A 16,547-nucleotide genomic window follows, 5' to 3' on the forward strand; every position below is an offset into this window, starting at 1 on the left:
GCATTTCCCTTTCACGCTTGAACAATTCCGCTACAGCATCGATAGTGAAAACCAACCGCCGCGCGCTCGACTAACCGGCAGGGAACACACAATTACTTTTGTGGAGTTCAGGTTGGCCAAGACGACTCGAGCGACCTGCTTCATCGAAAGCGATGGGGCGGAGCTATTCCCCGATGTGTGGTCCGTCGAAGCCACGGACTTTATAGCGGCATTGGATCGCGAATTTTCCCAGCCGCGCCAGCACATTCTCCACTATCGCAAAGAGTGTTCGGGCCATCGCCTGAATGGCGGTCACTTCGAATTCTTAGCCAGCACAGCCGGCATCCGCAATGATCCGGATTGGCGCGTTCCTGCACCTCCCCAAGATTTGATCGACAGACGCGTGGAGATTGCCAGTCCGGCAGAGAACCGGAAGGTTGTCATCAACGCGCTCAATGCCCGTGCGCAAGTATGGGTGGCCGATCTGGAAGACGCGATGTCGCCCACCTGGCACAACGCCATGGCGAGTCAGCGGAACCTGAGAGAAGCGGTCATGGGCGATATCGCCTACCTTGATCCGCGGGGCAAGCACTACAGGCTCGAAGGCGGCACGACCGCGATCATCGTCAGGCCGCGCGGCTGGCATTTGCCTGAGCGGCATGTGACGGTCGATGGACAAGCGGCATCAGCTAGTCTGGTTGATTTCGGCCTGTACTTCTTTCATTGTGCGCGCAGGCAACTAGCGCGCGGCAGCGGGCCTTATTTCTACTTGCCGAAGCTTGAGAATCACCTCGAAGCGAAGCTGTGGAACGATGTATTCGAATTTGCGCAGGACTGGATGGGGATTCCCCGTGGGAGCATACGTGCCACTGTGTTGATCGAGCACATTGGCGCCGCATACGAAATGGATGAAATCCTGCATGCGCTTGGGCCCCACGCGGCGGGGTTAACCGCTGGACGCTGGGATTATCTGTTTAGCATAGCGAAGGAATTTAGAAATCGACCGGATTTTGTCCTGCCCGACCGTGCGGAATTGACGATGGGACTGCCGTTCATGCGCGCCTACACCGAGCTTCTGGTCCGCACGTGCTAGCAAGGACATCGATATTTTTGTGCCCGATCCGCAATACTAGGGTTTGTGAATCCGCGCATCAGCGATGTTGCGTCGGATATCACGACTGAGTATGAAGAGCACGCGCAATTCGTGAAGCTGCTTCTGCCTGAAGGCGAGATTGACTTTGTTGTTTCGTCGAATCTGACTAACGCCGGATACGATCTATGGACCCTGCTCGATCGGCCGGTAAAAGTGGAGACGGCTGCTGAAATCGTGGCGAAGAAAATGTGGCATCGAGGTGATCGTGCGACCGCGCGTGATCTATTTGACCTCAGTCTCGTGATTAAGCGTGACCCTGCTGCATTGCTGGCGGCTGGTGAATTCCTGATCCGCCACCGAGACATTTTTCTTGAGCAGTTGGCTTCGCGTGACGTGTTCATCCGTCAGAGGTTCTCGGACATTCAGACCTTGGACTACACACCCACCTTCGATCACGCCGTTACTCTCGCGACTGAGTTTTTGAGAGAGATTCCCGAGGGGAAACCGCTGCCCAAGTCACGATTGCGCCGACCTTGATTGATTGTTTTCTTGAGTTGAGAGCCGTAAAAAAAGGGGACGGCGACCGTGATGGGTGCTGCGCGGGAGGCCCAGACTGGCTTGCTCATCGCGTTAGAACAACAAACAATTCACTAGAGATGAAACCTGACGCAGCGAGCGCGCCTTGAGTCTGGGAGTGACACTCAAAAAAGAGTCGGACGGCGGAGGCGAGCCCAGGTAGTTGTAGCCCGAACGAAATCCGGATCCTTCGTTGAGCCTCTCCAACGAGAAAAGGGCTCAGCTTGCGCTGAGCCCTTTATGTCTTTGGTAGGCCGTACGGGATTCGAACCTGTGACCAACGGATTAAAAGTCCGCTGCTCTACCAGCTGAGCTAACGACCCAAAGAGCCGAAATTATAGTCACATGGACCACAAGTTGTCAACGGAGCGTAAAAATGCTCCGCATCACGGAACGAAGAAAAAGCAAAAGAAACCTAAAGAAAAAGCCCGCAGCAACCACGCTACGGGCTCTTTCACGAGAGGCGCAAGACCAGCTTCGCTTACTTCACCTGCGACATCTTGCTTTGAGCCGACTGCGCGGCTTCCGTTCCACCGTACTGCGAGATGACTTGATCCAGCGTCTTTTTCGCAGCGGCTTTCTGACCCTGCTCGATCTGGTTGTTCGCGATCGCGAGCAGCGCATCGGGCGCCCGCGGATGCGTCGGATATTTCGTCACCAGATTTTGCCAGGTTGCTGTCGAACCCTTGTAATCACGCAAAGCATACTGCGCATTGCCCAGCCAATATTGCGCGGTGGGCTGGTACGGACTGTCCGGATACTTGGCGACAAACGTCTTGAACGACGCAGCAGCGTTCTTGAAGTCGCCATTACGGAACTGCGTCGATGCCGCGTTGAACGATTCAGTCTCGCCGGGCTGCACCGTCCCTTGCACGCCATCCACCGTTTGCTGCTGCGGTTCGAACTTCTTCAACCGGCCATCGAGGTCAGTGTAGTAGTCCTTTTGCTGCTTTTGCACCGTCGTCAATTGGTTGGCCAAGTCCTCGTTCTGGCCTCGAAGCGTAGCGACCTGCTGATTCAACTGGTCGAGACGATTCGATTGGTCGAGGATCGTGCGCTGAGCGGCGGACAACTGGCTAGCCAAGCTGTCCGTTTTCGTGCGCAAATCAAGCACGGCTTTACGCGCTTCATTGTCGTCGAACAACGCCGCGTGCGCTGACCCGCCGACCACGGCCGAACCTAACAAACAAGCAACTGCGACCGCGCGCAGCGAGGGGAAGCGATACAACATACGGCGACTCACCCGTGACTGGTTACGTTACTGTTGATAAGCGAGATCAGCGCGGCGATTCTGCGCCCACGAGGACTCGTCATGCCCGGTTGCCTGCGGCTTTTCCTTGCCCAGACTCACGGCTTCCATCTGCGAATCGGCCACGCCCAGCAGCGACATCGCGCGACGCACAGCTTCAGCACGCTTCTGGCCCAGCGCCAGGTTGTACTCGCTCGTGCCACGTTCGTCGGTGTTGCCCTGGATCAGGACGTGACGGTCCGGATGGCTCTTCAGATACTGCGCGTGTTGTTGCAGCAGCGGCTGATAGTCGTCACGAACAGCGTAGCTGTCGAAGTCGAAGTAAATGCTGCGCTTTGCCAGCGGGCTGTTCGGATCGTTCAGCGGATCGACATTGACCTGTTGAACTGCGTTCGCGTCGGGTTGCGTGCCGATCGCGCCTTTGTTTGCACCTTCATCCAGCTTCACGCCTGAATGACATGCGGCCAATGCACCGACCATCGCCACTGCAAAGCCGATACGAATTTTAGACATCATGGTTACTCTCCTTGTGTGTTGCTGCTTAAGTTATTGCGTGAGGTTTATTGCATGAACGGACCCCAGGACGGCTCGCGTACGCTGCCCCCCTGAAGCGACAAGACTTGCCGCGTACGACCATCGGTCGACACAGCCGCCAACACGCCACGCCCGCTCACCTGGGTGGCGTAGAGGATGTACTGACCATTCGCCGCAAAACTGGGCGATTCGTCATTCGTGGTGTCGGTCAGGCCAGTCGCCGTGCCGGACGCGAGGTCCAGCAAATACAACTTGAAGCCGCCGCCAACACGCGAAATGTACGCAATCTGCTTGCCGTCCGGGCTCACTCGCGGGCTTGTATTGTAATTGCCCGTGAATGTGACGCGCTGTGCCTGGCCTGCGCTTTCGCCGTTCGCAGACATCTTGTAAATCTGGGGCTGGCCGCCGCGGTCGCTCGTGAAATAAATCGTGTTGCCATCGGGAGAGTAAGCCGGCTCGGTATCAATCGAGCTGCCGAGTGTCAGGCGACGCAGACCGCTACCGTCCGCGTTCACCTGGAAAATCTGCGTGTTGCCGGTAGTCGACAGGGCGACCGCAAGCTTGCGGCCGTCCGGCGACCACGCCGGTGCACTGTTATTGCCTTTCTGATTCGATACGATCACACGCTTGCCTGTCGGCAGGTCGTGGATATAAACAACGGGTTTTTTCTTCTCGAACGAGACGTACGCAACCTTGGTGCCGTCAGGCGACCATGCCGGCGAGATGATCGGTTCGGGGCTGGACAGCGCGATGCGCGCATCCTGGCCATCGGAGTCCGAAATCTGTAATTGATAGCGGCCACCGGTCTTGATCACATACGACAGGCGCGTCGCGAAAACACCACGATCGCCCAGCAATTTTGCGTAGATATAATCCGCGACCTTGTGCGCGCTCATCCGCAGACCGCTTTCCGGGCTGACGAGCGACAGGCCGCCCAGGCTCTGCTGCTTAACCGTGTCGTAGAGGCGGAAGCGCACTTCGTACTGGCCGTTCGGCAGGCGATTCACGCTGCCGGAGACAAATGCATCCGCGCCTTTCGCTTTCCAGCTGCCCAAGTCGACGGAATCCGTCTCCGACACGGGCGTGGCGCCTGCATCGATATTCGTAAACTTGCCGCTGCGCGCCAGATCCTGACGAACGATCGCGCTGATCTGCTGCGGCGAATTCGCTTCGTTGGCAAACGTGGCGGTAGCAATAGGAAATTGGGTAGAACCCACGCCCGTAACAAGCACATTCAACTGCGCGTGTGCGGCGGTACCCGCGGCGATCAGGCAGGATGCAACGAGTGTTTTCAGGCCAAGCTTTGTCATCAAACTCATGTATCTGGTTCCAGAAAAAGCGATTTTTAAACTATCGGCGGCAGCAGAACAGACCGCCGAATGCACAATTCGTTCCCATCAGGGCTCATTGTGCGCTCTCGTTTTACCATGTCCGTTCAACCACCCGCCGGACGCAACGTGATCGTAAACGTGCCGGGCGCCTGACCATTCGTGTCCAGGGGCATCGGATCCGAGCGCTGAACAGCACGGAGCGCAGCCTGGTCCCACTGCTCGTTGCCGCTCGAACGTTGGATCGATGCCGACAACAACGTACCGGTCGACGGCGACACACGCACCGAGACCACGGTCTCAAGTCCCGCCGTTTCGCCTCCCCACGTGATGTTCGGACGCACGCGTCGCTGCACCTTCTCCGCGTATCCCGACGATGTCGCCGTGCCACCCGCGCCACTGCCAGTGCCACTCTTGGCCAATCCGTTGCCGCTGGAGCTGGTGCCGCCACCCGCCTGGCCCTGCAAAGCTGCGAGCCGGGCATTACGTTCCTTATCGAGCTTGGCCTTCGCCTGCGCGTCGGCCTGAGCCTTGGCTTTCGCCTTCGCGTCTGCCTGAGCCTTGGCCGCCTTGGCGTCCGCCTGCTCCTGAGCCTTCGTTTCTGCTTCCTTCTGCTGTTCCGCGGCTTTCGCTGCGTCAGCTTGCTTCTCTTTAGCTTGCTCGGCTTTCTGCTGATCCTGCTTCTGCTGAGCGAGCTGCTTTTGCTTATCGGCTTGTTTCTGCTTGTCCTGAGCCGCTTTTTGCGCCGCCAAGGTAGCTTGTTGCGCGGCTTGTTGTGCCGCGAGCTGCTGCTGACGCTTGGCCTCGGCTTCCTGATCGGCCAGTTGCTGCGCCCGCTGCTGTTCAGCGAGCTGCGCGGCACGCGCCGCCGCTTCCTGCTGTTTACGCTTCTTTTCCTGCAACGCGATGTCAGCTTCCTCATCCTTCGCCGGTGGCGGCGCCGGCTGCGCCTTGATAGGCGGGGCGGGCGGTGTAACAGGGCGAGGCGTAGGCGCCGACAAGTCCGGGATCTCGGTCCACAGCTCTGCCTCGGCGCCCGCCGGGGTGTTGTTCTGCCAGTTGACGCCGTGATACAGGAGGATGCCAAGCAACACATGCATCAGCGCGGCGAGCGCGAACGCCTTCCATGTCCCGCGTTCACGCGGCGGACGGATGGGGCGCGCGCTGGTCCGCGCGCCAGGGTGCCCGCTGGGCTGCCGATTCATCATTGCGATTTGACTAACAATCCGACCCGTTTGACGCCCCGCGCCTTCATATCGGACATTACATTCATGACGACTTCATATTTCACGGTCTTGTCGGCGGCAATCACGACGGGCTGGTCGGGATGCGATTCCTGCCGATTCAGCACGAAAGTCCTGAGGTCGCCCTCTGTCATGCTCTGCTGCTGCGACGCGCCGCTGTCGTCCTTGTAGCGCACGGTCATGCTGCCGTCGGCCTTGATATTGACCACGACCGGAGGCGTTTGCTCCTGCGGCGCAGCGTTGCCGACCGTTGGCAGGTTGATGATGGAAGGCGAGACGAGCGGGGCGGTCACCATGAAAATGACGAGCAGCACGAGCATCACGTCGATGTACGGCACGACGTTGATGTCGGACATGGCGCGCCGTGAACTGCCGCGCATGCTGGAACGCATTGGACCTCCGGCCATTCTGAACTCCTTAGTGAGCCTGACGCTGCAAGATGTTCGAGAACTCTTCGATAAACGTTTCGAAGCGGATGGCGAGGCGGTCGATATCGTGTGCGTAGCGGTTGTACGCCACCACCGCCGGAATGGCGGCGAACAGGCCGATTGCCGTAGCCACCAGCGCCTCGGCAATACCCGGCGCCACGTTCGCAAGCGTTGCCTGCTGGACGTTAGCGAGGCCGCGGAACGAATTCATGATCCCCCAGACCGTGCCGAACAAACCAATATACGGACTGACCGAACCCACCGACGCGAGAAACGCCAGGTTCACTTCGAGCACATCCATTTCACGCTGGAACGCGGCGCGCATCGCGCGGCGCGAGCCGTCGAGCGTGGCCGCCGGATCGTTCATGCGGCGCTCCTTGCCCTTCAGGAACTCACGCATGCCCGATTCGAAGATACGCTCCAGTGCACCGATGGTATGGCGGTTGTTCGCCGCGCTCTGGTAAAGCGCCTGCAGGTCGCCGCCCGACCAGAAATCGCGTTCGAAGCGCTCGGTCTGGATCCGTGCGCGCCGAATCGCAAACCACTTGCGAATGATGTAAGTCCACGACAACAACGACAGTATCAGCAACAGCGCCATGACGGCCTGCGCCAACAGGCTGGCATGGATGACGAGAGAAATGATCGACAGATCTTGTGTAGAGTTCATAAAAGTCCGCTGTTACGTCCCAAAGGGGCGTCCGAGGTGCAACTGGCTGGAAATTGTCAGGCTTTCGACAAACGACTGAAAGCGTAGGCAGGTCCTGCCAGCACATGCTCGGTACTTCTGTGCCTGCATGCCTGATGGCACGCCGGCTCGATTCAGTTAAGTTCAGGTCTGGATGAAGCCAAAGGGTCTTTGTCTACATGGGTTTTTCTGAACAAGATGATTTAAACGGTGTTGGCATCGCCATGGTTGACGCGTTGTTTGACACAGATTTTTGCGGTCCGCGACGTAATCCGTCGAGCACCGATGCGGGAATCCCGACCGGGCGGATGGCGCCAACACTGACCGACGCCACCTTGATGTCGCCGGAAGCCAGCAAGGTGCCGTCCCGCCACGCTTCCTGATGGAAATCCACCGATGCCCGGCCAATGCGCTCGATCCGGCTCATGACATGCACGACGTCGTCGAGGCGGGCGGGCGCCGAGTATTCCAGCGCCGTGCGCTTGACGACGAACAATACGCCGTCCGACTCGGCCAGTACACGCTGGTCGATACCGCACGCGCGCAACCATTCAGTGCGCGCCCGTTCGAAAAACTTCAGGTAGTTCGCGTAGAAGACAATGCCGCCGGCGTCGGTGTCTTCGTAATAGACCCGGAGCGGCCAATCGAAGGTCAAGAGGCCGTTCGCCTGCTGAGGCTCGCTGGTGGACATGTTCATCCGCGCATTTTACCGGAAGCCGCAAAACGTCCGTCGAATCGTGCTGCCGGCCGCTGCTTTCCGGCAACTATCGGCTGGACGCCTGGCGTGATCACTGACCCGGCTCAGCCGCGATACACGGTCAACGGAGCGAACGACTGCGCAACCGGCATCAACTCGATGGTATTGATATTCACGTGCGCCGGGCGCGTGGCGATCCAGTAGATGGAGTCGGCAATGTCCTCGGGAGTGAGCGGCTGCATGTCCTTATAGACATTCGACGCCTTCGAGTCGTCGCCTTTAAAGCGAATGTTCGAGAATTCCGTACCGCCGCACAGGCCCGGTTCTATGTCGGTTACGCGTAACGCCGTGCCAATCAGATCCGCGCGCAGGTTCAGGCTGAACTGCCGTACGAACGCTTTGGTCGCGCCATAAACGTTGCCGCCCGCATAGGGATACGTGGCCGCGACCGAACCCAGATTGAATACGTGCCCGCGATTGCGTTCGACCATGCCAGGCAACAGCGCGTGCGTGACCGTGACGAGCCCCTTGCAGTTGGTATCGATCATGTTGTTCCAATCGTCGAGGCTCGCGCGCTGTGCCGGTTCCAGGCCAAGCGCCAGGCCGGCATTGTTGACGAGCACGTCGATTTGCGAAAAAGCGTCCGGGAGCGCCGCGAGGGCTGATTTGACCGCAGATTCGTCGCGAACGTCCAGCTCGACGGGCAACAGCGCGTCGCCGAGTTCTTGCGATAGCGCCAGCAGGCGGTCTTTACGGCGCGCGGTCGCAATCACGCGATGCCCGCCTTTTACAAACGTGCGGGCAATGGCTGCGCCGAAGCCGGCAGATGCGCCAGTGACAAATACGATCATGTGCGGGTTCCGGTTTAATGTTGCTTGTCAGGATACGGAAAGTGAGTCTTCGCGCGCCGCCGCCCGGGCGCTCGCGAGAAAGCCGGACAGCGTACTTCCATTGCTGCGACGCGGCAAGTTGTGCGTTTTTATGTCAGTGAATAATTCAATCCGGCCCGATAAAGCCCGCTGAGCATCGCAAATTTCGCTCCCGGCCGGCAATTCTAGCCCTGGCGCGATGCTTCCACGCGGCGGCCAGCGGTACTTTATGGCCTTGGAAGCACCTATTTAAGGCGCTTTTCGGGAGTTGCCTATTCTCAGGCGGCCCATTAAACTAGGGCGCTCCAGCCCTGCGTAACTGGCGACAAGGATCTTCGGATCCAAGGTGGATTAACCCACCGGGAAGCGCAGGGTGTCGTTTTGCCGTTCGCCTGGGCAGCTGAGATCCGCACGCGTTCGTTGCGTTGCCGGTGGCTGTCCGTCTCGCGCAAACGGAGCTTCTCTCTTCCGCCTCGCTTGGGACCCATCGTGCTTCGCGCTCCAGCGGCGTGGCGCATATGCGCACGCGCGATCCGGTCAACTGGCATCCATTCAACGGAAAACGTATGTTTGATAAAGCCCAAAGCACTATTGCCCAAGTCGATCCGGAATTGTTTGCGGTGATCGAGCAGGAAAACCGGCGCCAGGAAGATCACATTGAGCTGATCGCGTCGGAAAACTACACAAGCCCGGCCGTCATGGCCGCTCAAGGCTCGCAACTCACGAATAAATACGCGGAAGGCTACCCGGGCAAGCGCTATTACGGCGGCTGCGAGTACGTCGATATTGTCGAGCAACTGGCGATCGACCGCGTGAAACAGCTGTTTGGCGCTGAAGCCGCCAACGTGCAGCCCAATTCCGGCTCGCAAGCCAATCAGGGCGTGTTCTTCGCCATGCTCAAGCCCGGCGACACCATCATGGGCATGAGCCTGGCCGAAGGCGGTCACCTGACGCACGGCTCGCCGGTGAACATGTCCGGCAAGTGGTTCAACGTGGTCAGCTACGGCTTGAACGAAGCCGAAGATATTGACTACGACAAAATGGAAGAGCTTGCTAAAGCGCACAAGCCGAAGCTGATCGTGGCGGGCGCGTCGGCGTTCGCACTGAAGATCGATTTCGAACGGTTTTCGAAGATCGCCAAGAGCGTTGGCGCATATTTCATGGTCGACATGGCGCATTACGCCGGCCTGATCGCAGCGGGTGTTTATCCGAACCCCGTGCCGTTCGCGGATTTCGTCACGACCACGACCCACAAGAGCCTGCGCGGTCCGCGCGGCGGCGTGATCCTGATGAAGGCCGAGTACGAGAAACAAATCAACTCGGCCATTTTCCCGGGCATTCAAGGTGGTCCGCTGATGCACGTGATTGCCGGTAAGGCCGTTGCGTTCAAGGAAGCGTTGTCGCCGGAATTCAAGGCTTATCAGCAGAAGGTCGTGGACAACGCGCGCGTGCTGGCTGAAACGCTGGTGCAGCGCGGCCTGCGGATTGTCTCGGGCCGCACCGAGAGCCATGTGATGCTGGTCGACCTGCGCGCGAAGCACATCACCGGCAAGGCAGCGGAAGCGGCGCTTGGCAAGGCTCATATCACGGTGAACAAGAACGCGATTCCGAACGATCCGGAAAAGCCGTTCGTCACCAGCGGCGTGCGTCTCGGCTCGCCGGCCATGACCACGCGCGGTTTCGGCGTGGCTGAGGCCGAGCAGGTGGGTAACCTGATTGCCGACGTGCTGGATGCGCCGGAAGACGAAGCCAACCTCGAGCGCGTACGCGCGAAGGTCGCCGCGTTGACCAAGCAATTCCCGGTCTACGGCTAAGCTATGCGCTGCCCTTTCTGCCGGCACGAGGACACGCAAGTGGCGGATTCGCGCGTGTCGGAAGACGGGGCGGCGATTCGCCGGCGGCGGCGTTGTCCCGCCTGCGACAAGCGTTTCACCACCTATGAGCGCGTGGAACTCGCGTTGCCGTCGGTAGTCAAGAAGGATGGCAGCCGCACCGAGTTCGATCGCGCGAAGATTGTGGCGAGCATGCAACTGGCGCTGCGCAAGCGCCCGGTTGCGGCAGACGCCATTGACGCCGCTGTTGCGCGGATCGAATACCAGTTGCTTGGCAGCGGTGAGCGCGAAGTTCGCAGCGACCGTCTGGGCGAGCTGGTGATGAACGAGCTGCGGCAGTTGGACACCATCGCGTACGTGCGTTTTGCTTCGGTCTACAAACGCTTTGAAGACGTGTCCGAATTCGAAGACGTGCTCGAGGAATTCCGGCGCGCTGCGCCGCGCAAATCCAGTCCCCGCAAACGCTGAGCGTTTCTGCATTTCCCTTTCCTTTCTCGCTTGAACCCTGCGTTGAACCCTGTGATCGTTTCGATAGTATGTCGAGGCTTTCGCACGTCCGATACTCGACCGATCGGCTAATGGCGGACATCGAAAAATCTCTTTAGATTGAGCGTTGGTTCAGTTCAGTCGATAAGGGATGCAGATGAATTTTCGATGTTTGTCAGGCTTCACGCTGGTCGAGCTCGCGGTCGTGCTTGCAGTGATCGCTGTGGTTGCCACGTTCGCTACGCCGTCCGTTGTCGTCTGGCATAAGCGCGATCAGATCGACACCCGGGCGCGCGTGATGATGGCCACGCTCACGCTGGCGCGCTCAGAAGCAATTCGGCGCGGGGCACGCGTGACCATGTGCCGGATCGATGCCGCGCACGCGTGTCTCGCGGCCAGCAAGCCCTGCAACGGCGGCTTGACCGACTGGTCATGCGGATGGGCGCTATTCGCCGATCGAGGCGGTGCGCGCGTGTTGTTGAGAATGCAGCCGGCGGCGAGCGGCATTGCTATTGTCGGCACGGGGAGTGAATTGTCGTTCACGCCGCCTTCGGGCCAGGTGATCGGCGGCTTTCGAAGCTTCGACTTCAGTGCGCGCGACAACGCGTTGGCGTCGCTTGGCGCGCGCGCGCCGTTGTATCCGGCTCGCGGCCGGCGGGCGGCCCCGGTTGACGCAAGGCGCGTGCGGAGCGGCGACATGACACGTTCATCGCGCAGTGTCGGCCGAGACGATTCACTGATCGAAGTCCTGATCGCGATGTCGCTGACGGCTATTACAGCGCTCGGGATTATCGGCGCGCAAATGTGGCTGGCTCGCAACGAACGTTCGCTGATGGCGCGCGAGCTTGCCACATCGATTGCGGATTCCGTTGCAGAGGGAATCCGTCGCGACGCCGATCGCGATCCGGTCATAACCCACTGGCGCGCGCGAGCCGCGGCGTTGTTGCCCGATGGCGATGTCGATGTGCTGGACCGTGGCGATGGTCTGCACATCGCGGTCGTGAAATGGCGGGCACAGGCATCGAGTGACGGTGAAGCGGTGTGTGCAGAACCGGGCGTGGGCGCAAAGCTCGCCTGCGTTGTCGTGGCGTTTGCACGATGACCGCTTCCAGATACCCGCAGCGTGGCCATACGCTGCTTGAGCTATCAATCTCGGTGGCGCTCGGCGTGCTGATCGTGCTCGCGACTATTTCGCTGTATCGCGGGCAGCGGTTTGCCTATGACCATGCAACGGAAACAACGCGCCTGCGCGACGCAGCAAGCACTGCCCTCGACCTGATTGGCCAGCAAGTTCAGATGGCGGGTTTCGTCCCGGCCGGGACTGGCCAAGACAAGGGTCCGCCGCTGTTCGGATGCTCTCCAGGCCGCCCGACCGGTAGCGACGCTGCGTCCGTGTGCGAGACACTTGCGAGCCGATCCGACGGCATAGTTGTCCGCTATGCCGCTGACACTATCTCGACGTGGCCGTCGTCGTCCGGCTTGCCGACCGACTGTCTCGGGCAGATATCGGCGGGTGAGTGGATCGTCAACCGCTACTACGCGAAGGCGAGTTCGTCCACGGTCGAGCCCGAGCTGTATTGCGAGGGAAGCGGCAAGCCCGGTACCGGGCAGCCACTGGTCGAGGGGATTGAACGGATCAAGTTCGGCTATTGGCTGAAGGATGCGTCGTTCTCCGTGGACGCCTCGGCGATCTCGCAGGACCGCTGGCCGCTGGTCGTCGCCGTGGACGTGTGCGTGCTCGTGCGAGGAGACAGTCCGAGCGCGGCAGCTCGCCCGCGTTATGCCGATTGCGATGGTGCGTCGGTCGTGTGCGCGGACGGTCGTATCCGGCAAGTTTTCCGGCGTCGCGTTGCACTGCGCAATGTAGCGATTACACCGAACGCTCCGAACAATGCAGGAGCGGCATCGTCATGAAAAAACATTTCCGCTTGCGTAGAAGTTCACGCGGCATCGCGTTGCCGATCGTCCTGCTGATGTCGTCGATGCTACTGGTCACCGCCGCCGCATGGCTTGAGGCGGCGCTCGTCAGCGCGCGAACAACAACCAATCTGGGTGAGCGCGTGCAAGCGTTTCACAGCGCCGACAGCGCGTTGATCCGCTGCACCCGCATCGCGCTTGACTCTCTGCCCGAGCTGAAAAACCTCACCGGTCCGCTTGCCGTTGAATCGGACAAATGGCGGCTGAAGGCTTCGTTCGAAGGTGCATCGGCGAGTGCGGTGATGCCGTTTGCATCGTGGCCCTATGCGATACGACCGCCCCAATGCCTCATCGAGATTTGGCCGGCGCGGGCTAACGATCAAGCCGGCGCTGTTTTGATCACCGCTCGCGGTTTCGGCCGGATGGCGGACAACGAGTCGTGGTTACAGCAGGAGATCGAGATGAGTGAAAGCGGCATCGTGCGGCACTGGCGACGCATTGTCGCAAAGCCATTTCAAGGGAACCTGCCATGACAACTTCAGACGAGGGCTTCACGCTGCTCGAACTGATGATCACGCTCGGCATGGCGGCGATTATCGCGACATTCGCCATGCCGATTTATCGGGAACAGGTGAGAAGAGGGCATCGAATGTATGCTGTGACGGCACTCTATCGCGCGGCTCAATACGTGGAGAGCGCACGAACGATTTCAAGCAATGACGTGGCCTCGAAGCTGCCGCTTGGCTTCGATCACGCGCCCGCGTTAGGCACGGTGGTTTATGTGTTGCGTATGCTCGGCGAGTCGGAGCAGAACGGCGGGTATTCGATTGAAGCGCAGCCGGTCGACGATAGGGACGCGTGCGGAATCTATTCGCTGGACGCGACGGGCGTCAGGTCAAATCGGTCGGCGGAAAAACTCACGCCGCCCAAAGTGGCGGCGTGCTGGAGCGGCAAATGAGCGGATTGATTAAACGCACTGCGCCGCCCGAATGGCCCGGGCCTGGCGTGTCAGGCGTCCGGATCGACGGCAATGTCCGTGGGCAACGGTTTGTCCGGAGCCGACCTGATCTGTTGCCACACGCGATACGCCTCCCAGCCCAGCAAGCCCAGACCGCCCCACTTGAGGATCGGTTTCGCGCTTGCGATCAGCCTGGAGCGCACGGGTTTCGTGAGCACCAGCGATGCAAGAGAACTCACAACGGGATATTGCTTGAGCAACAGGCCCAGACCGCCACCGCCGCCACTGAACAGGCCACTAAGTCCGCTCAGTCCACTCATCCGGCTCATGAACCCGCTGGCACCGGATGCCCGGCCGCGCTTGCGGCGCCCCGGCATCAACAAACTCAGGACGCTGAAATGCGAGACCTTGTAACGCAGATCGGCGCTGGCTTGCGCGAGTTCCATACGCTCGACGTCCGCCCGCGCGATCAGCAGTTCCTTGCGCAGCGCGCGCATGTGGGGCGTGCTCAGCTTGTGCGCGGTCGCTCGCTTCTGAGCTTTGAAGGTGTCGTCGTAGTGACTCATGGCGTGGCAGGCTCTTGGAAAGTCGTCGATGAAAACTGTTTCGTCGTACTGCCCGGGCGTCGCCATGAGGTGAGTCCCGGGCGCACATCAGTTGAACGTGTCGCGGTCCTTCTTGAACTCGGCGAGCGTACTGTCGAATACATTAGGGGAATTGAGCAGTCCGGCGCGCGCACGAACCGCGCACAGCACGGCAAACAGCGCATACGCAACCGTGATCGCCGCGAGCGATTGCCACCTGTAGGTATCCCAGAACGCGATCGCGATCAGCACTGTGAGCGTGATGAGCGCCATCATGGTGAGCATCATGGCGGCAAGACCGAGGAAGAGCACGCCGATCAGCCGCTCCTTTTCCTCAGCGAGCTCGATGCCGATCAGTTCCAGGCGCGTTTCGAAAATGGCGAACACGGAACTGACAATGCGGCGCAACGGCCCTTGCGTATCGTGCTGAGATTGCCTTTCTGTCGTCATGGCTTGAGCGCGAGGAGCGCGTTATTTTGGCGCGAATATTTCCGGCCGGGTCGCGTAGCCGCCCCGGCCGGTCTTTTAATCTGGACGCCGGCCAGGAAAGCTCCGGCGGTCCCAGGCGGTCACGGCTTTTGCCGGCCAAGTTAGCTCGGCGTATATAGCAATTAGCAAACCGCGGCAAGACCAGCGGCTAACCCGGCCCCTGGGATGAATGACGATTAGCGACGATTGATCAACAAACCCACAACGACGCCTAAACCTGCAGCAATCCCGATTGATGCCCACGGGCGTTCGTGAACGAAGTCGTCGGTAGCACGAGCGGCTTTCTTGCCTTTTTCGATCACCACGACTTGTGCGTCGGCAGCTCGCTCCTTCGCTTGCTTCAAGCGGGTCAGAGCGGTCTCGCGCAACTCGGATGCACGCTCGCCTGTGGCGCTTGCGGCCTGTTTCAACAGGTCTTCGGCGTCTGCGAGAACGGTTTTGATATCCGACATGAATCGCTCCTTATTGATTTCTGACATTGATGGCTCCACACGGGTGAGGCTACGCCAATCGTACCAAAGAAGCGGTCGCTAATTGGCGTCCATCCGGCCCCTAGATCAAACCTTGCAGTTTTTGTTCCTGCTGTCACAAAGCTCGCCACGGCATCTGTCAAAAAGGGTATCCCTCCAACGCGTGGAGGCCGGCCATTAAATGCATGGGTGCAGGTTGTGCATCGAACCGGAGGCGTTCACGTCTGCGAGAGTTATTGGTGAGGGCCGAAAAATTACAAAAATGCATGTCGATGTGACGGAATGTTCGTTCGTTGTGCAGGTCTAGTCCCTTATGCTTTAATTTTCGCTGGACCGGACGCGTCGGGACGAACCTGTACAGTCTGGCTGAGCCGAACAGACAAGGCCCAGATACCTGCTACCAACCTGTACCAGACCTGCATTGCGTGACGAATAACGCGGTGCATCACTTCAAGGAGACACATCATGAGCTTGCGTCTAGGCGACACGGCGCCCGATTTCGAACAGGATTCCAGCGTTGGCCGTATCAAGTTTCACGAATGGCTAGGCGACAGCTGGGGCGTGCTGTTTTCACATCCGGCGGATTTCACGCCGGTTTGCACGACGGAACTCGGTCTGACGGCGAAGCTGGCGGGGGAGTTCGAGAAACGCAATGTGAAGGCCATTGCGTTGTCGGTTGATAACGTGGAGTCGCATAAGGAGTGGATCAAGGACATCAACGAAACGCAGGCCGCGAATGTCGGTTTTCCGATCCTGGCCGACGGTGACCGGAAGGTGTCCGAGCTATACGACATGATTCATCCGAATGCGAATGCCACGTTGACGGTGCGCTCGCTTTTTGTCATCGATCCGAAAAAGAAGGTTCGCCTGACCATTACGTACCCGGCGAGCACGGGTCGAAACTTCGATGAAATCCTGCGGGTGATCGATTCGCTGCAACTCACCGATAGCCATCAGGTCGCGACGCCGGGTAACTGGAAGCAGGGCGACGACGTGGTGATCGTGCCGTCGCTGCAAGACCCGGAGGAGATCAAGCGCAAATTCCCGAAAGGCTACAAGGCTGTGCGCCCGTATCTGCGCCTGACGCCGCAACCGAACAAGTAAGCGCTAGCGGCGTCAGCAACAAACA

General features: G+C 59.6%; 20 protein-coding genes, 1 tRNA gene, 1 pseudogene and 1 riboswitch. Of the genes and pseudogenes, 10 read left to right on the forward strand and 12 right to left on the reverse strand.

The window, feature by feature from the left end:
• Positions 1-112 precede the first annotated feature (112 nt).
• The gene (locus GSQ93_RS12770; protein WP_216857620.1) at positions 113-1,072 is read left to right on the forward strand and encodes a hypothetical protein; all 960 of its coding nucleotides are present in this window, start codon (positions 113-115) and stop codon (positions 1,070-1,072) included.
• A 45-nt stretch (positions 1,073-1,117) separates the two neighbouring features.
• A complete protein-coding gene (locus GSQ93_RS12775; protein WP_254073860.1) occupies positions 1,118-1,609 on the forward strand; it encodes a nucleotidyl transferase AbiEii/AbiGii toxin family protein in 492 nt (163 codons plus the stop codon).
• A 286-nt stretch (positions 1,610-1,895) separates the two neighbouring features.
• On the opposite strand, the gene GSQ93_RS12780 is transcribed toward GSQ93_RS12775, so the two are convergent.
• The 9 genes from GSQ93_RS12780 to ydfG form a co-directional block, all read right to left on the reverse strand.
• Positions 1,896-1,971: transfer RNA gene (locus GSQ93_RS12780), tRNA-Lys, on the reverse strand.
• Between the two features lie 158 nt (positions 1,972-2,129).
• Positions 2,130-2,879: a tol-pal system protein YbgF gene (gene ybgF, locus GSQ93_RS12785; RefSeq protein WP_158936051.1), complete on the reverse strand. Its 750-nt coding sequence runs from the start codon at positions 2,877-2,879 to the stop codon at positions 2,130-2,132.
• A 27-nt stretch (positions 2,880-2,906) separates the two neighbouring features.
• Positions 2,907-3,413: a peptidoglycan-associated lipoprotein Pal gene (gene pal, locus GSQ93_RS12790; RefSeq protein WP_031361343.1), complete on the reverse strand. Its 507-nt coding sequence runs from the start codon at positions 3,411-3,413 to the stop codon at positions 2,907-2,909.
• A 44-nt stretch (positions 3,414-3,457) separates the two neighbouring features.
• Entirely contained in the window at positions 3,458-4,750 is a 1,293-nt protein-coding gene (gene tolB, locus GSQ93_RS12795) for a Tol-Pal system beta propeller repeat protein TolB (protein WP_158936052.1), read from the reverse strand.
• A gap of 116 nt (positions 4,751-4,866) precedes the next feature.
• Positions 4,867-5,967 carry a cell envelope integrity protein TolA gene (gene tolA, locus GSQ93_RS12800; protein ID WP_254073861.1) on the reverse strand — a complete coding sequence of 367 codons (1,101 nt, stop codon included), beginning with the start codon at positions 5,965-5,967 and terminating at the stop codon, positions 4,867-4,869.
• Entirely contained in the window at positions 5,964-6,410 is a 447-nt protein-coding gene (gene tolR, locus GSQ93_RS12805) for a protein TolR (RefSeq protein WP_158936053.1), read from the reverse strand. The genes tolA and tolR overlap by 4 nt, the downstream gene beginning before the upstream one ends.
• A 10-nt stretch (positions 6,411-6,420) precedes the next feature.
• Positions 6,421-7,098: a protein TolQ gene (gene tolQ / locus GSQ93_RS12810; RefSeq protein WP_158936054.1), complete on the reverse strand. Its 678-nt coding sequence runs from the start codon at positions 7,096-7,098 to the stop codon at positions 6,421-6,423.
• A 193-nt stretch (positions 7,099-7,291) separates the two neighbouring features.
• The gene (ybgC, locus tag GSQ93_RS12815; protein ID WP_158936055.1) at positions 7,292-7,807 is read right to left on the reverse strand and encodes a tol-pal system-associated acyl-CoA thioesterase; all 516 of its coding nucleotides are present in this window, start codon (positions 7,805-7,807) and stop codon (positions 7,292-7,294) included.
• 110 nt (positions 7,808-7,917) lie between these two features.
• Positions 7,918-8,664 carry a bifunctional NADP-dependent 3-hydroxy acid dehydrogenase/3-hydroxypropionate dehydrogenase YdfG gene (gene ydfG, locus GSQ93_RS12820; protein WP_158936056.1) on the reverse strand — a complete coding sequence of 249 codons (747 nt, stop codon included), beginning with the start codon at positions 8,662-8,664 and terminating at the stop codon, positions 7,918-7,920.
• A gap of 323 nt (positions 8,665-8,987) precedes the next feature.
• Positions 8,988-9,087, forward strand: a riboswitch (ZMP/ZTP riboswitch).
• 161 nt (positions 9,088-9,248) lie between these two features.
• On the opposite strand from ydfG, the gene glyA reads away from it, so the two are divergent.
• From glyA to GSQ93_RS12855, 7 genes and pseudogenes are all read left to right on the forward strand, one after another.
• Positions 9,249-10,496 (forward strand): serine hydroxymethyltransferase, encoded by a 1,248-nt coding sequence (gene glyA / locus GSQ93_RS12825; RefSeq protein WP_158936057.1) that lies wholly within the window; start codon positions 9,249-9,251, stop codon positions 10,494-10,496.
• 3 nt (positions 10,497-10,499) lie between these two features.
• Positions 10,500-10,982, forward strand: coding sequence for a transcriptional regulator NrdR (gene nrdR, locus GSQ93_RS12830; protein WP_047845188.1), 483 nt, complete (start codon positions 10,500-10,502; stop codon positions 10,980-10,982).
• 169 nt (positions 10,983-11,151) lie between these two features.
• Positions 11,152-11,701, forward strand: a pseudogene (locus GSQ93_RS12835) (GspH/FimT family pseudopilin).
• A complete protein-coding gene (locus tag GSQ93_RS12840; protein ID WP_216857621.1) occupies positions 11,698-12,102 on the forward strand; it encodes a prepilin-type cleavage/methylation domain-containing protein in 405 nt (134 codons plus the stop codon). The pseudogene GSQ93_RS12835 and the gene GSQ93_RS12840 overlap by 4 nt, the downstream one beginning before the upstream one ends.
• Positions 12,099-12,914 carry a PilW family protein gene (locus tag GSQ93_RS12845; protein ID WP_158936058.1) on the forward strand — a complete coding sequence of 272 codons (816 nt, stop codon included), beginning with the start codon at positions 12,099-12,101 and terminating at the stop codon, positions 12,912-12,914. Before GSQ93_RS12840 ends, GSQ93_RS12845 begins: the two co-directional genes overlap by 4 nt.
• Positions 12,911-13,450, forward strand: a complete 540-nt coding sequence (locus GSQ93_RS12850; RefSeq protein ID WP_158936059.1) for a hypothetical protein — start codon at positions 12,911-12,913, stop codon at positions 13,448-13,450. The genes GSQ93_RS12845 and GSQ93_RS12850 overlap by 4 nt, the downstream gene beginning before the upstream one ends.
• Positions 13,447-13,875 (forward strand): type IV pilin protein, encoded by a 429-nt coding sequence (locus GSQ93_RS12855; protein WP_158936060.1) that lies wholly within the window; start codon positions 13,447-13,449, stop codon positions 13,873-13,875. Before GSQ93_RS12850 ends, GSQ93_RS12855 begins: the two co-directional genes overlap by 4 nt.
• A 50-nt stretch (positions 13,876-13,925) precedes the next feature.
• On the opposite strand, the gene GSQ93_RS12860 is transcribed toward GSQ93_RS12855, so the two are convergent.
• From GSQ93_RS12860 to GSQ93_RS12870, 3 genes are all read right to left on the reverse strand, one after another.
• A complete protein-coding gene (locus tag GSQ93_RS12860; RefSeq protein ID WP_367889752.1) occupies positions 13,926-14,507 on the reverse strand; it encodes a DUF3318 domain-containing protein in 582 nt (193 codons plus the stop codon).
• 21 nt (positions 14,508-14,528) lie between these two features.
• Positions 14,529-14,909, reverse strand: a complete 381-nt coding sequence (locus GSQ93_RS12865) for a phage holin family protein (RefSeq protein WP_158936061.1) — start codon at positions 14,907-14,909, stop codon at positions 14,529-14,531.
• A gap of 215 nt (positions 14,910-15,124) precedes the next feature.
• The gene (locus tag GSQ93_RS12870) at positions 15,125-15,427 is read right to left on the reverse strand and encodes a YqjD family protein (protein ID WP_089162377.1); all 303 of its coding nucleotides are present in this window, start codon (positions 15,425-15,427) and stop codon (positions 15,125-15,127) included.
• Positions 15,428-15,883: 456 nt separating this feature from the next.
• On the opposite strand from GSQ93_RS12870, the gene GSQ93_RS12875 reads away from it, so the two are divergent.
• Positions 15,884-16,522: a peroxiredoxin gene (locus GSQ93_RS12875; RefSeq protein ID WP_089162376.1), complete on the forward strand. Its 639-nt coding sequence runs from the start codon at positions 15,884-15,886 to the stop codon at positions 16,520-16,522.
• Positions 16,523-16,547: the final 25 nt, after the last annotated feature.

Origin of the sequence: Burkholderia sp. S171 (assembly GCF_009766085.1) — a bacterium.
Lineage (GTDB): Bacteria > Pseudomonadota > Gammaproteobacteria > Burkholderiales > Burkholderiaceae > Caballeronia.

Excerpts from the sequence above, each read along its gene's own strand:
- ybgF (WP_158936051.1), bottom strand. The coding sequence starts at position 2,879 with ATGTTGTATCGCTTCCCCTCGCTGCGCGCGGTCGCAGTTGCTTGTTTG.
- pal (WP_031361343.1), bottom strand. The coding sequence starts at position 3,413 with ATGATGTCTAAAATTCGTATCGGCTTTGCAGTGGCGATGGTCGGTGCA.
- tolB (WP_158936052.1), bottom strand. The coding sequence starts at position 4,750 with ATGAGTTTGATGACAAAGCTTGGCCTGAAAACACTCGTTGCATCCTGC.
- tolA (WP_254073861.1), bottom strand. The coding sequence starts at position 5,967 with ATGATGAATCGGCAGCCCAGCGGGCACCCTGGCGCGCGGACCAGCGCG.
- tolR (WP_158936053.1), bottom strand. The coding sequence starts at position 6,410 with ATGGCCGGAGGTCCAATGCGTTCCAGCATGCGCGGCAGTTCACGGCGC.
- tolQ (WP_158936054.1), bottom strand. The coding sequence starts at position 7,098 with ATGAACTCTACACAAGATCTGTCGATCATTTCTCTCGTCATCCATGCC.
- ybgC (WP_158936055.1), bottom strand. The coding sequence starts at position 7,807 with ATGTCCACCAGCGAGCCTCAGCAGGCGAACGGCCTCTTGACCTTCGAT.
- ydfG (WP_158936056.1), bottom strand. The coding sequence starts at position 8,664 with ATGATCGTATTTGTCACTGGCGCATCTGCCGGCTTCGGCGCAGCCATT.
- glyA (WP_158936057.1), top strand. The coding sequence starts at position 9,249 with ATGTTTGATAAAGCCCAAAGCACTATTGCCCAAGTCGATCCGGAATTG.
- nrdR (WP_047845188.1), top strand. The coding sequence starts at position 10,500 with ATGCGCTGCCCTTTCTGCCGGCACGAGGACACGCAAGTGGCGGATTCG.
- GSQ93_RS12840 (WP_216857621.1), top strand. The coding sequence starts at position 11,698 with ATGACACGTTCATCGCGCAGTGTCGGCCGAGACGATTCACTGATCGAA.
- GSQ93_RS12845 (WP_158936058.1), top strand. The coding sequence starts at position 12,099 with ATGACCGCTTCCAGATACCCGCAGCGTGGCCATACGCTGCTTGAGCTA.
- GSQ93_RS12850 (WP_158936059.1), top strand. The coding sequence starts at position 12,911 with ATGAAAAAACATTTCCGCTTGCGTAGAAGTTCACGCGGCATCGCGTTG.
- GSQ93_RS12855 (WP_158936060.1), top strand. The coding sequence starts at position 13,447 with ATGACAACTTCAGACGAGGGCTTCACGCTGCTCGAACTGATGATCACG.
- GSQ93_RS12860 (WP_367889752.1), bottom strand. The coding sequence starts at position 14,507 with ATGGCGACGCCCGGGCAGTACGACGAAACAGTTTTCATCGACGACTTT.
- GSQ93_RS12865 (WP_158936061.1), bottom strand. The coding sequence starts at position 14,909 with ATGACGACAGAAAGGCAATCTCAGCACGATACGCAAGGGCCGTTGCGC.
- GSQ93_RS12870 (WP_089162377.1), bottom strand. The coding sequence starts at position 15,427 with ATGTCAGAAATCAATAAGGAGCGATTCATGTCGGATATCAAAACCGTT.
- GSQ93_RS12875 (WP_089162376.1), top strand. The coding sequence starts at position 15,884 with ATGAGCTTGCGTCTAGGCGACACGGCGCCCGATTTCGAACAGGATTCC.